The organism is Subdoligranulum sp. DSM 23681 (genome assembly GCF_057005535.1).
On the sequence record NZ_CM168050.1, the window covers coordinates 1,186,942 to 1,200,113 of the forward strand.

General features: G+C 63.1%; 13 protein-coding genes. 8 read left to right on the forward strand and 5 right to left on the reverse strand.

Translation table 11 applies throughout. From position 1 onward, the window contains the following. Positions 1 to 5 precede the first annotated feature (5 nt). Positions 6 to 572, forward strand: a complete 567-nt coding sequence (locus AC127K_RS05675) for a hypothetical protein (protein WP_294542697.1) — start codon at positions 6 to 8, stop codon at positions 570 to 572. Positions 573 to 619: 47 nt separating this feature from the next. On the opposite strand, the gene AC127K_RS05680 is transcribed toward AC127K_RS05675, so the two are convergent. Further along, a complete protein-coding gene (locus AC127K_RS05680; RefSeq protein ID WP_483721888.1) occupies positions 620 to 1,240 on the reverse strand; it encodes a flavodoxin family protein in 621 nt (206 codons plus the stop codon). A 132-nt stretch (positions 1,241 to 1,372) separates the two neighbouring features. Here AC127K_RS05680 and rlmD point away from each other — a divergent pair, with 132 nt between their 5' ends. Both rlmD and AC127K_RS05690 read left to right on the forward strand, forming a co-directional pair. Beyond that, on the forward strand, positions 1,373 to 2,530 hold the full coding sequence (gene rlmD / locus AC127K_RS05685; RefSeq protein ID WP_483721889.1) for a 23S rRNA (uracil(1939)-C(5))-methyltransferase RlmD: 1,158 nt from the start codon (positions 1,373 to 1,375) through the stop codon (positions 2,528 to 2,530). A 23-nt stretch (positions 2,531 to 2,553) separates the two neighbouring features. Further along, on the forward strand, positions 2,554 to 3,081 hold the full coding sequence (locus AC127K_RS05690; protein WP_483721890.1) for an N-acetyltransferase family protein: 528 nt from the start codon (positions 2,554 to 2,556) through the stop codon (positions 3,079 to 3,081). A gap of 98 nt (positions 3,082 to 3,179) precedes the next feature. Here AC127K_RS05690 and AC127K_RS05695 read toward each other — a convergent pair whose 3' ends face one another. Then, positions 3,180 to 4,007 carry a hypothetical protein gene (locus AC127K_RS05695; protein ID WP_483721891.1) on the reverse strand — a complete coding sequence of 276 codons (828 nt, stop codon included), beginning with the start codon at positions 4,005 to 4,007 and terminating at the stop codon, positions 3,180 to 3,182. Positions 4,008 to 4,269: 262 nt separating this feature from the next. Then, positions 4,270 to 4,743: a TspO/MBR family protein gene (locus AC127K_RS05700; RefSeq protein ID WP_483721892.1), complete on the reverse strand. Its 474-nt coding sequence runs from the start codon at positions 4,741 to 4,743 to the stop codon at positions 4,270 to 4,272. A 117-nt stretch (positions 4,744 to 4,860) separates the two neighbouring features. Between AC127K_RS05700 and AC127K_RS05705 the strand changes: the two genes are divergently transcribed. After that, the gene (locus AC127K_RS05705) at positions 4,861 to 5,745 is read left to right on the forward strand and encodes a CorA family divalent cation transporter (RefSeq protein WP_483721893.1); all 885 of its coding nucleotides are present in this window, start codon (positions 4,861 to 4,863) and stop codon (positions 5,743 to 5,745) included. An 85-nt stretch (positions 5,746 to 5,830) separates the two neighbouring features. Here AC127K_RS05705 and AC127K_RS05710 read toward each other — a convergent pair whose 3' ends face one another. Both AC127K_RS05710 and AC127K_RS05715 read right to left on the reverse strand, forming a co-directional pair. Then, positions 5,831 to 7,546 carry an ammonium transporter gene (locus AC127K_RS05710; RefSeq protein WP_483721894.1) on the reverse strand — a complete coding sequence of 572 codons (1,716 nt, stop codon included), beginning with the start codon at positions 7,544 to 7,546 and terminating at the stop codon, positions 5,831 to 5,833. Between the two features lie 227 nt (positions 7,547 to 7,773). Further along, positions 7,774 to 8,760: a Gfo/Idh/MocA family protein gene (locus AC127K_RS05715; RefSeq protein WP_483721895.1), complete on the reverse strand. Its 987-nt coding sequence runs from the start codon at positions 8,758 to 8,760 to the stop codon at positions 7,774 to 7,776. Between the two features lie 211 nt (positions 8,761 to 8,971). Here AC127K_RS05715 and AC127K_RS05720 point away from each other — a divergent pair, with 211 nt between their 5' ends. From AC127K_RS05720 to AC127K_RS05735, 4 genes are read left to right on the forward strand one after another with little or no spacing between them, the layout of a single operon-like run. Beyond that, positions 8,972 to 9,580, forward strand: a complete 609-nt coding sequence (locus tag AC127K_RS05720) for a cytidylate kinase-like family protein (protein ID WP_294539584.1) — start codon at positions 8,972 to 8,974, stop codon at positions 9,578 to 9,580. Continuing rightward, positions 9,577 to 10,953: an MATE family efflux transporter gene (locus AC127K_RS05725; protein WP_483721896.1), complete on the forward strand. Its 1,377-nt coding sequence runs from the start codon at positions 9,577 to 9,579 to the stop codon at positions 10,951 to 10,953. The genes AC127K_RS05720 and AC127K_RS05725 overlap by 4 nt, the downstream gene beginning before the upstream one ends. 23 nt (positions 10,954 to 10,976) lie before the next feature. Beyond that, positions 10,977 to 11,594 carry an HdeD family acid-resistance protein gene (locus AC127K_RS05730; RefSeq protein WP_483721897.1) on the forward strand — a complete coding sequence of 206 codons (618 nt, stop codon included), beginning with the start codon at positions 10,977 to 10,979 and terminating at the stop codon, positions 11,592 to 11,594. A gap of 46 nt (positions 11,595 to 11,640) precedes the next feature. Beyond that, positions 11,641 to 13,071, forward strand: coding sequence for an NAD(P)/FAD-dependent oxidoreductase (locus AC127K_RS05735; RefSeq protein WP_483721898.1), 1,431 nt, complete (start codon positions 11,641 to 11,643; stop codon positions 13,069 to 13,071). The last annotated feature ends 101 nt before the right edge of the window (positions 13,072 to 13,172 follow it).

A 13,172-nucleotide genomic window follows, 5' to 3' on the forward strand; every position in this document is an offset into this window, starting at 1 on the left:
TTTTCATGAAACGCAAGATTTTTCTGCCGCTGCTGGCTGCGGGGCTGGCCCTGTCTCTGTGTGCCTGCTCCCCCGCCGATTTCATGGCCTACCTCTATGGCAGTGAGGATGCGGTCAAGGAGGAGCCGGCCTACGTCCAGTACGACGGCTCCAACGGTGTCTCGGTGATCTACGATACCAGCGTGTGGGAAGCTCCCACCGAACCCCAGCCGGACACGGTGAGCCTGATGTGCGGCACCAGCTTCAACTATACGGCGGTGCTGCTGCAGGTCACCGACACCTACACCGATTTCCTGGCCCAGTCCGGGGAGGAGCTGGCCGCCGAGACCACCGCCATTGAGCAGGATGTCTCCTTCACCGTGCCCGATGCCGTCACCCAGGCCGTGGGGTACGACTGCGGCAGCTACCAGGCGGTGTTCGCCCAGATCACCTATGACAGCGGGCTGACGGTGTATGTTTCCGCCATGACCCACTCCGCCGGGACCGACCACATCGTGGCCCTGCTGCAGGGGGTGTTCCCCACCGCGCAGACGCCGGAAAGCGCCGCCGCGCTGCTGGAGCCCGCGGCCTGACAGGCAACGCAAAAGGCCGGGGCACAGGCCCCGGCCTTTGTTCGGTCTCAGCGGATGAAGTTGGTGCGCAGGGCGTTTTCCGCCGTCGGGGGTTCGATGCCCGCGGCGCGGCCCGCCTGGATGCACTTGAGAATCCAGGCCATGTTGTGGCCCAGGTTGCGCATGATCTGCATGCCCTCTTCGTCCTGGGCAGCCTGTTCGGCGTTGCTGCCGTGGACCATGGGCCAGTAGGTGGAGCTGATCAGCGGCATCTGGCAGAACTGGGGCACCTTTTCCAGGGCTTCCAGGGCGCTGGTGGTCCCGGCGCGGCGGGCGCTGGTCACGATGGCCGCCGGCTTGTGGCGCAGGGTGCGTCCGGCGCTGTAGGCCAGACGGTGCATAAAGCCCAGCATCCCCGCGGCGGCGGTGGCATAGTGCACCGGCGCGCCGAAAACAAAGGCGTCGGCCTTCTCAGCCAGGGGCACCACATCGGCCACCGGACCGCCGAAAACGCACTGGCCGGCTTTGGCGCAGCCGCCGCAGCCCACGCAGCCGCCCACCGGAGCCGCTCCGATGTGGAAGATGGTGGTCTCGATGCCGTCGGCGTTCAGCGCCTTGGCCACTTCCTGCAGGGCCGCGTCGGTGCAGCCGTGGGCATGGGGACTGCCGTTGATGAGCAGAACATTCATTGTAAAATCCCTCCGTATATGGCGCCGGTCTTGTGACCGGACTGAAAATGTTTCCATATCCAGTATATCATATGCGGCAAGCCCCCGTGCAGCCGCCTTTTCTTTTACCTTATATATAAAGGAAGTTGCCCTATGTCCACAAAGACCTGTCCTTTGCAGTCCCGCCAATGCGGGGGCTGTCCGCTACTGTCTCTGCCCTATGAGCGGCAGCTGGCCCAAAAGCAGCAGAAAGCCCGTTCCCTGCTGGAACGCTACGCCCCCGTGGCGCCCATCCTGGGCCAGCCGGACCCCTGGCATTACCGCAACAAGGCCATTGCCACCTTCACCCAGGGGCGGGGCGGGCTGCAGGCAGGCATCTACGCCGCGGGCACCCACCATGTCCTGCCCATGCCGGAAGCGGGCTGCCTTCTGCAGGACAAGGTCCTCAACCAGACCCTGAAAGCCGCGGTGGATGCCGCCCGCACCTGCCGCTGGCCCGCCTTTGACGAGGACCGGGGCACAGGTCTTTTGCGCCATGTCCTGGTCCGCCGGGGCGTGCACACCGGCCAGGTGATGGTGGTGCTCATCACCGCCGCCCCCCGCCTGCCCGGGAGCCGCAATTTTGTGGCGGCCCTGCGCAAGGCCGCCCCCTGGGTGACCACGGTGGTGCACAACTGCAATCCCCGCCGCACCAGCGCGGTGCTGGGCCGGGACGTGCGGGTGCTGTACGGGCCGGGGCATATCCTGGACACCCTGTGCGGGCTGCGGTTTTCCATCTCCGCCTCCAGCTTTTACCAGGTGAACCCCGCCCAGACCGAGGTGCTCTACCGCAAGGCCATGGAAGCCGCCGCCCTCACCGGCCGGGAAACGGTGCTAGACGCCTACTGCGGCACCGGTACCATCGGGCTGTGTGCGCTGGCTGCCGGGGCAGGCCGGCTCATGGGGGTGGAGCAGACCCCCGCCGCCGTGAAGGACGCCGTGGCCAACGCCGCCCGCAACGGACAGAAAAATGCCCGCTTTTTCTGCGCCGACGCCACCGCCTGGATCCAGCAGGCCGCCCGGGAAGGCCTGCGCCCCGACGTGGTCTTTCTGGACCCGCCCCGGGCAGGCACCACCCCGGAATTCATCGCCGCCGTCACCGCCATGGCCCCCAAACGCATCGTCTATGTGAGCTGTGACCCCGAAACCCTGGCCCGGGACGTGGGTCTGTTTGCCCGCCGGGGCTGGCAGGCCACGGGCTTCCAGCCTGTGGACCTCTTCCCCCACACCGAACATCTGGAGACCGTCTGCGCTCTGGTGCCCAAACCGTGATTTTTGCAGAAAGGAGCCCCGCCATGTCCGACCTTGTCATCCGTCCCGCTCTTCTTGCCGACGCGCCTGCCATTGGCCGGGTGCACTGTCTGGCCTGGCGGGAGACCTACACCGGCCTGCTGCCCGATGCCATGATGGCCCGCCTTTCGGAGACGCGCAGCGCCGAGAATTTCCGCCGGGAAGGCTGCCGCAACCTCCTGGTGGCGGAACTGGACGGGGAGGCCGTGGGCTTCTGCGGCTACGGTCCCTGGCGGGGCGCGGATCCAGCCCCCGCTTTGGGGGAGATCGTGGGGCTGTATGTGCTGCAAAAAGCCCAGCGCAGGGGCATCGGCACCCGGCTGCTGCAGGCGGGGCTGGACGCCCTGCAAACCGGCGGCTGTGCCCGGGCCGCGCTGTGGGTGCTGGACACCAACACCCGCGCCATCGGCTATTACCGGACCCGGGGCTTCCGGGACACCGGCCTCACCCAGGGGGAAGGCCCCCTGCGGGAGCGGCAGATGCTTCTTTCCCTCTCCGCCACAGCCTCTGTACCCCCAGCCAACGGATCATAGCAACAATCGTCACCTGTCAAAACAGGACATGAGCAGCTTTTTGCCCACAGCCCATGTCCTGTTTTGGATTATACTACGGAAAAAATCCGTTTTTTTCATCACAGGCGCAGCATATTGTCTGCCTGCTTTTGGATGTCCGCATATATTTGATTAAAGACATCTTTCCTTGTTTCCAGCAAAGAAGCATACACGCCGTCGTGGAGTTTATCCAACTCTTCAGCGATTTTTTCCACTTCCACAAAAACGGACGCTATCTCCACCTCGTTTGTATTGTCCAGAAAAATTCTGCAGGCGGAGAGTTCCTCCTCCGAGAAGGCTCCCGGCGTTGCCTTCTCCGCTTCCAGTTTTTCCAACGCGGCCTTCCGGCCTTTGGCGTCGCGCAATTTGCTGTACGCCTGAATTCCCTTGTCGGCAGTCTCCGCCAATTTTCCCGCCTTCTCCTCGATGTCGCAGAGCAGCTCTTGCAATCTGGCATTTTCTTCCTTGCCCATGTACAAGCTGACCTCATCCTTGACTGTCAGGCAGGATAACTGATATTCCTGAAACAGTGCTATCGCCTTTACCGGATTTTGCTGTCCTTCTTTGATGAGTTCCCGCATGACACCGTAGGGATTGAGCGACCGGAGCACATTGATCAGGACCTCTTCGATTTTGGACCACTTTTCCTTTTCGCTTTGCAAATATGCCTCCCGTTGGACCTGCTTTTTGGTAAACCGAATGGTCACGGCGAGGGTTGCGACCGCAACGCCCGCTCCGAGAATGCCCCCATAATAGGAAAGCATGTCGGCACAGCTCCACATGGTACGATATCCTTCATGTTCATACAATTCGTTGATAACAATCGGCCCTGCGATGATCATGAAGGCCGCGGCGAAAATGATACCTGCCATCCATTTTATGCCCATGACTTTTTTGTCTGCTTTCATTTTACGATTCCTTTCCTGTTTGATTTTCTGTGTCCGGGGTACCCGGTTATCCATACCGCAATTTTATGCCGGGGCCCCGTTTCATCAAGGATCAACCAAAATCACATGCCCTTTTCCATAACAACAGTATATTCCTTATTTCCCGGTTCCGCAAGAAAAAACAGTACCATTTCTCTTCTGGAAGGCATCGTTTTTTCCCTTTTTCTGCGCACAACATACCAAGCGGCGGCGGACTTTTGTCCGCCGCCGCTTTTTCTTTACATCAGTTCAAAATCCACACACCCAGGTTGAGATAGGCTGCAAAGGTCAGCCAGGCCAGGTAGGGCCACTGCAGCCGTGCGGCCCACACATCCACCTCCCGGAACCGGCGGATCATCACCAGGACCATGACCCACAGCGCCGCCAGCCAGAAAAAGGCGAAGCCGTACCACTGTCCGTTGAAGAAGATCAGGCTCCAGAAGAAATTGAACCCCAGCTGCACCAGGTAGATGGTCAGGGCCTTGGTGCGGGCCTGGGATTCCGGGCTGCGGTCGATGACCGAAGCGCCATAGCCCATCAGGGCATACAGGATGGCCCAGGCGATGGGAAAGACGATCCCCGGCGGCGAGAACGGCGGTTTGTTGATCTGCTCCGCGTACAGCTGGGCCCCGCCCCGGCTGAGCCAGCCGGAAAAGGCCCCCACCGCCTCGGTCACGATGATCCAGAACGCGATATTTTTCCACCCTTGCTTGCACATAACAGCATCACCCTCTGCCAGTATATGCGGTTTAGCCGCCGGTATGCGGGGTCCGGCGATTAAGGCGGGGAAGGGCGGGCCATACTCTGGCCGAAATCCAAAAAAGGAGGATGCACCATGCGCCGCTACCGCCTGGACCCCGCCGGACATCTGCACACGGCAGCGGGGGACCGGGGCAGCGTGTTTGTGCTCAGCGCCGCCGAGCTGTCCCGCTGCCCCGGCATCTCCCACCGGCGGACCCTGGCCGCCGCCCTGGAAAACATCCGCTACTGTCGGGCCGCCGCCTACCGGGACTGTGTACAGGGCACCATCCGTCTGCCCACCGGGGGTGCGCCGCTGCGGTTCTGCTTCTGCCTGAACGACACCGCCCTCTACCTCATTCCCGGTCCGGACAGCGCCCCGCCCCTCTCCCCGTCCCTGCCGGCGGCGGCCCCCGCCACCCCCGCCGGGGTGCTGCTGGCTTTGCTGGAACAGCACATGGGCGCCGACGCCCTGATTTTGCAGACGCTGGAAAAGCGGCTCAATTCCCTGGAGGAAGCCCTGGCCGCCGGACACATCCGGGGGTTCGAGTCCACGGTCATGGCGGAGCGCCGGACCCTGGCCGCCCTGCACGGGGCCTATGCCCAGCTGGTGCTGCTGGGGGACGAGCTCCAGGCCGACGCCCCCCGGCTGCTGAACCGGGCGGAGCGGGCGGCCTGGCAGCGGGCCACCACCCGGGCCGCCCGCCTGCGGGACGAGGCCGAGACCTTGCGGGAGTACATCCTGCAGCTGTGGCAGGTCTACCAGTCCCGCATCGAGCTGCAGCAGAACCAGGTGGTCACCATGCTCACGGTGGTCACCACCCTGTTTCTGCCCCTGAGCCTGATCGTGGGCTGGTACGGCATGAACTTTGACGGCATGCTGGCCCCCAGCGTGCCCTGGGGCTATCCCACGGTGGGGGCGGTGTGTGCGGTGCTGGTGGTGGGGGGCCTTTTGTTTTTCCGCCACCGGGGGATGTTATGACAAAAAGCGGGGCCCCGCCGCACAAACGGGGTCCCGCTTTTGGGATGGCTGTTATGGGATGGCGCAACCCGACCGGGATGTGTGCTTACTCCACATCCTGCAGGGCGTCGTAGTCCACCTCGCCGGTACGGACCTTGACGACCTTGGCCACGTTGTAGACAAAGATCTTGCCATCGCCGATATGGCCGGTGTACAGTGCCTTGGTGGCCGCGTCGATGATCTTGTCGACGGGGATCTTGCTGACGACCACTTCCACCTTGACCTTGGGAATCAGGGTGGAGTCGATCTCAGCACCACGGTACTTCTTGCCGCTGCCCTTCTGCAGGCCGCAGCCCATGACCTGGGTCACGGTCATGCCGGTGATGCCCACGGCGTTCAGGGCGCGCTTCAGATCGTCAAACTTGGCCAGCTGGACGATCATGGAGACCTTGTGCATGCCGGAATCCAACTCGGGAGGCAGCGGTTCTTCCTTCTGGACGCGGACCGCAGCGGCCACCTGGGCGGGGCTGGCCTTGGCCAGGTCGCTCTGGCCCAGGTCGGTGTTTTCGTTCACGGACAGGTCGGCGTAGCTGGCGTCGGCGATGGCGAAGCCGGCGTAGGCGCTGGCCAGACCGTGTTCATGGACATCCAGGCCGTCGATCTCTTCCTTCTCGGAGACGCGCAGGCCCACGAACTTCTTGATCAGGCTGAAGATGATGAACATGCTGACCAGGACCCAGGCTGCCACGCTGACAACACCCAGAGCCTGGATGCCCAGACGGGCGAAACCGCCGCCGTAGAACAGGCCGCCGTCGGTGGCGAAGAGGCCCACGGCCAGGGTGCCCCAGGCACCGTTGACGCAGTGCACCGAGACAGCACCCACGGGGTCATCGATGCGGGCGATCTTGTCGAAGAATTCAACAGAGAGGACGACCAGCACACCGGCAACGATGCCGATGATGGCAGCGCCGTAGGGATCGACCTCGTCGCAGCCGGCGGTGATGGCAACCAGACCGGCCAGCGCGCCGTTGAAGGTCAGGGACACATCGGGCTTGCCGTAGCGCACCCAGGTGGTGATCAGGGCGGCGCAGGTAGCCAGGGCCGCCGCCAGGTTGGTGTTGAAGCAGATCAGGCCGGCGGAGATCATGGTGTCGTCACCGGTCATGGAGACGGTGGAGCCGCCGTTGAAGCCGAACCAGCAGAACCACAGGATAAAGACGCCGAGAGCCATGGCGGTCATGTTGTGGCCGGGGATGGCGCGGGGCTTGCCGTCCTTGTCGTACTTGCCGATACGGGGACCCAGCATCCAGGCGCCCAGCATGGCGGTGACGCCGCCGACGAAGTGGACGGCCGTGGAACCGGCGAAATCATGGAAGCCCAGCTGGGCCAGCCAGCCGCCGCCCCAGATCCAGTGGCCGGAGATGGGATAGACGATCAGGCTGATGGCGGCGGAGTACAGGCAGTAGGCGCTGAACTTGGTGCGCTCGGCCATGGAGCCGGAAACGATGGTGGCGGCGGTGGCGCAGAAGACGGTCTGGAACACCACATACACCCAGACAGGCAGGGTACCGAAATCGTAGCTGCCGCGGATGAACGGGTCAAACCCACCGATCAGTGCGCCGGAACCGGCGAACATCACGCCGAAACCGACCAGCCAGTAGCAAGGTGTGCCGATACAAAAGTCCATCATGTTCTTCATGAGGATGTTGCCCGTGTTCTTGGCACGGGTCAGGCCCGCTTCGCACAAAGCAAAGCCCGCCTGCATGAAGAACACCATAAACGCCGCTACCAGCGTCCATGTTACGTCTGCGGAATTGTACATATACATGACTCCCCTCTTGCATGTTCAAAATCAAATAGCAAAAGGCGCCGGACGGTATTTCACCATCCGGCGCCTTTGCCATTTGCTTTGTTGTCCCCATGCTAGCACAGCCGCGGCGGCGGGTCAAGGGATTTTGTTCACATTCCGTTCATCTTTGTGGGTTTTTGTGGGTGCAGAGGGAAAGTTTTCCAGAATTCTTGTGCAATCCCGTTAAAAATCAGGAGGCATTACTGTATGTCAGCGGCGTGCAGCCGGTCCAGCAGCTCCATCACAGCCAGGGTCCGGGTGCGGGCTTCGGCCTCGGCGGCCCGGTCCTTTTCCGCCACGATCCGGGCGAATTCCGCAAACTCGTAGGCCATGCGGTGGCGGGCAGCCGGGGGACAGTCGGTGCGTTTTCCGCCGCCGCGCACCCCGCCCAGCACGCTGTACACCTCATCCAGGCTGTTGGTGCCGCCGTGCAGCACCAGGTAGCCGCCGGGGCCCTGGATGCTGGCGAACTTTTCGCTTTCGCTGTCCTTGGCGGCCAGGGCCACGGCACAAAAATCCGGGTAGTGGAGCACCACCGTACCCGCCGTGTCGATGCCGTTGGCTCCCCGGCTGGGGTGGTATTCGCAGGATTCCGGCATGCCCAGCAGCCCCCAGAAATAGTGCAGGTTGTACACGTTCATGTCGTTGAGGGCGCCGCCGTTGCAGGCCGGGTCAAAGGTGGTGTTCCAGATGCCCTTGAGGTAGTCGTCATACCGGGCGCTGCGGGCGCAGAAGCTGGCCATGGCCCCCCGCACCGGACCGATGGCGGCAATGTTCTCCTGCAGGAAGCGGTAGGCGGGCAGGTAGGGGGTGGTGATGGCCTCAAAGAGGATGACCCCCTTGCGGTCGGCCAGACCGAACAGCTCCCGGGCTTCGGCGGCGGTGGCGGTGAAGGGCTTTTCCAGGATCACATGATACCCCGCTTCCAGGGCCTTTTTGGCCGCCGCATAGTGCAGGTGGTTGGCGGTGCCGATGTACACCGCCTCAAATCCGCCGGCGGCGTAGCAGGCATCCTCATCGGTAAAGACCCGGGGCACCCCGTGGGCCTGGGCCATGGCCTTTGCCTTGGCCTCGCTCTGGGGGCGGCAGCACAGGGCGGTGACTTCGATCTCGGGCATTTCGGCCAGATGGTCCATAAACTCCGCCACAATGCGGCTGGTGGACAGAACGGCAAGTTTCAGCGGCATGGAAAACTTCCACCTTTCGTTGTTTTTTCTTTGATGTTCCCCCGTCGGCACGGGACGTTTTTTCCATTATACTCCACCCCGGCCCCGGGTGCAAACGGGAAGGAGTTCCTCTTGTTTTTTGCCCCGTCCGCCGTTATAATGGGTATAGTGGGGGTGGTACGGCCTTCCGGGTCTTTCCCGCCCCGAAAAATTGAATTGTGAGGTGGATTTTATGGAACCCCTGGTCATCACAATGGCACGCGAATATGCCTCCGGCGGCAGCGAGATCGCGCAGCGGGTCGCGGACCTGCTGGGTGTGCCCCTGTACAACAAGGAGCTCATCACCCTGGCTGCCAAGAAAAGCGGTCTGACCGAAGAAGCCATTGCCGCCAGCGAGAATCAGCGCAGCGGCAGCCTGATCTACAGCCTGTACATGATGGGCAACACCATGCCTCTGGCCGACCAGGTGTACATCCTGCAATCCAACGTCATCAAGGAACTGGCCCAGAAAGGCTCCTGCGTCATTCTGGGCCGCTGCGGCGACTACGTGCTGCGGGACCGTCCCAATGTGCTGAGCACCTTCGTCTATGCGCCGGTGGACCTGCGCATCCGCAACGCGAAGGACCGCCCCGGCGCCAAGGACATGCCCGACCGCCTGTGGGAGACCGCTCTGGCCAAGCATGACCGCGCCCGCGCCAGCTATTATAACTACTACACCGAAAACCGTTGGGGCGAGGCCAAAAACTACGACCTGTGCCTGAACGCCGCCCTGGGCCGGGAAGCCTGCGCCCAGCTCATCGTTCAGGCCGCCAAGGCAATGGAGGCTTCCGTCCGAGAATGAGTAAGACCCTTTCCGCCGCCCGCATGGGCACCGAACCGCTGAACCCGCTGCTGCTTTCCCTGGCCATCCCCATGATGATCTCCATGCTGGTGCAGGCCCTGTACAATGTGGTGGACAGCATCTTTGTATCCTATGTCAACGAGGCGGCGTTGTCCGCCGTCAGTCTGGCATTTCCGATCCAGAACCTGCTGATCGCCTTTGCGGTGGGCACCGCGGTGGGCGTCAACGCCTATCTGTCCAAGAATCTGGGCGAAGGAAACCACGCCGAGGCGGACCGCGCCGCCGCCAACGGCCTGTTCCTGGCCGTGTGCAGCGCCGTGGCCTTCCTCCTGTTCGGGCTGTTCGGGGCCGGGGCCTTCATCCGGGCCCAGACCACCGACCCCCTCATTGCCCGCTACGGAGCGGAATACCTGAGCATCTGCACCATCTTCAGCCTGGGCTGCTGCGTCCAGTGCATGATGGAAAAGATCCTGGTCTCCACCGGCCGCAGCACCTTTGCCATGACCACCCAGCTCATCGGTGCGCTGACCAACATCGTGCTGGACCCCATCTTCATCTTCGGCCTGTTCGGGGTGCCCCGTCTGGAGGCCGCCGGCGCCGCCGTGGCCACCGTCATCGGCCAGTTTGTGGGCGCCACCGCCGCCCTGACCCTGCATTTTCTGTACAACAAGGACGTGCACATCTCCCTGCGGGGCTTCCGTCCCGCCCCCCGCACCATCCTGCGCATCTACCAGGTGGGCATCCCCTCCATCGCCATGAACGCCATCGGCAGCGTGATGACCTTCGGCATGAATGCCATCCTCATTGCCTATTCCAGCACGGCGGTGGCGGTTTTCGGGGTATACTTCAAGCTGCAGAGCTTTGTGTTCATGCCGGTGTTCGGGCTGAACAACGGCATGGTGCCCATCGTCAGCTACAACTACGGCGCCCGCAAGCCGGAGCGCATCCTGGGCACCAAGCGGCTGGCCGCCATCTACGCGGTGGGCATCATGGTGCTGGGCTTTCTGGCGGGGCAGTTCCTGCCGGGGGTCATGCTCAGCATCTTCAACGCCAGCCCGGACATGCTCAGCCTGGGCACGGTGGCTTTGCGCATCATCTCCATCTCCTTCCTGATGGCCGGTTTCAACGTCATCTCCTCCGCCTACTTCCAGGCCCTGGGGCACGGTGTGCTGGCTTTGTGGGTGTCGGTCATCCGCCAGCTGGTGGTGCTGCTGCCCACCGCCTGGCTGCTCAGTCTGGCCGGCCGGATGGATGTGGTTTGGTGGGCCTTCCCCATCGCCGAGGTGGTGGCTTTCCTGCTGTGCATCATTTTCCAGCGGGTCTGCTATAACAAGATCATCCGCCCCATGCGCACCGCCGCCGCGGCGGCCTGAGGCCCCGCAAGGAGGTTTTTGTCATGCTTCATCATCTGCGTACCGGCATGCTGGTGCTCAGTGTGCTGTATTTTGTCCTGGGTCTGGCCCTGCTGGCCGCCCCCGCCGCCAGCCTGCCCTGGGTGTGCGCCGGATTCGGCCTTCTCATCGCCCTGACCGGCGCCCGCAGCCTGTGGCGGTATTCCCGCAACAAGGAGAAGGGTCTGGCCGCCTGGTTCACCCTGGCGGGCGGTGTGGTCACCCTGGCCCTGGGCCTGTTTGCCCTGCTGCGCCCCGATTTTGTGCAGTGGGTGCTGCCGGTGGTGTTCGGCGTCTTTCTCCTGGTGGACGGCGCCGCCCGGGAACAGAGCGCCTGGCAGCTGGTGCGCCGCAAGGGCCAGCGCTGGTGGGTGCTGTTGCTGTTGGGCTTTGTCACCGGCATTGCGGGCATCCTGCTGATCCTGCAGCCCTTCTCCCACTGGCCGGTGGATTCCATCTGGCTGTCCGGCCTGCTGCTGATTATCGAGGGTGTGCTCAACGCCGGATGCACCCTGTACACCGCCCTGCTGCTCCACGACCTGGACAAGGCCGCCGAAGCCCCGGCACCCACGGACGACGGGGAGGCCCCCGCCGACCCCGACCCCAGTGACCCGCAGAGCTGATTCCGTCCGATTTTTCACAACACAACAAAAGGAGACCCATCGACCCATGCAAACTCAGTATGACCTGATCATCGTCGGCGCCGGCCCTGCCGGTATCTTCACCGCCCTGGAACTGCTGCGCAAGAGCAGCCGCTCCAAAGAGCTCAAGATCCTGCTCATCGAGAAGGGCAAACCGGTAGAGCGCCGCCACTGTCCCAAAGCGGAGGTCGGCCACTGTGTGAACTGCAAACCCAACTGCGCCATCACCACCGGTTTTTCCGGGGCGGGCGCCTTCTCCGACGGCAAACTGTCCCTGTCCCGGGAGGTGGGCGGCGAGCTGCCCGAACTCATCGGGGAGGACTTTGCCCAGGACCTCATTGACTACACCGACAAGATTTACCTGGAATTCGGCGCCGATCCCCATGTGGAGGGCGTGTATGAAGGGGCCGAGATCAAGGAGATCCGCAAGCGGACCATCCAGGCGGGCCTGCAGCTGGTGGACTGCCCCATCCGTCACCTGGGCACCGAGAAGGCCCAGCAGCTCTACCTGAACATCCAGAACTATCTGGCTGCCCAGGGGGTGGAGATGTGGTTCGAGACCGAGTGCGACAACATCCTGCTGGACGGGGACACCTGCCGGGGCGTGGTGGCCCGCAGGGCCGGCAAGCCGGACGCCGAGGCGGTCCAGGTCACCGGCCGCCAGGTGGTCATTGCCACCGGCCGCCGGGGCGCCGACTGGCTGGAAAAGATCTGCGCCGAGCACAACATCGCCCACCGTCCGGGCACCGTGGATATCGGCGTGCGGGTGGAATGCCGCAACGAGATCATGGAGACCATCAACAACGTTTTGTATGAGGGCAAGCTCATCGGCTATCCCAACCCCTGGAAGAACAAGGTCCGCACCTTCTGCCAGAACCCGGGCGGCTTTGTGGCCCAGGAAAACTACGACAACGACCTGGCGGTGGTCAACGGCCACAGCTTCAAGGACCTGAAGAGCTCCAACACCAACCTGGCCATCCTGGTCAGCCACAACTTCACCGAGCCCTTCAACCAGCCCATCGCCTACGCCCAGAAGGTGGGCGAGCTGACCAACATGCTGGGTGCGGGGCACATTCTGGTGCAGCGGTACGGGGACATCCTCAACGGCAAGCGCACCTGGCCCCAGGAGCTGGCCCGCTCCAACGTCCGCCCCACCCTGAAGGACGCGGTGGCCGGTGACATCACCGCCGCCATGCCCTACCGGGCCATGGTGAACATCATCGAGTTCATCAAGATGGTGGACCATGTGGTTCCGGGCTTTGCCGCCCCCGAGACCCTGCTCTACTCCCCCGAGCTGAAGTTCTACTCCAACAAGGTCCGGATGGACACCGACCTGGAGACCAACGTGGCCAACCTCCACTGCTTGGGCGACTCCTCCGGCTGGACCCGCGGCCTGATGATGGCCTCGGTCATGGGCGTGCTCATGGGCCGCAAGCTCATCGAGAACCACGGCTTCTGATGGCCTTTGCCTGACGAGAGTCTGACAATAGCAAAACACCCCCGGCGCGAAGCAGACGCTTCGTGCCGGGGGTGTTCTTATTCATTCACGCAAGAGTCAGA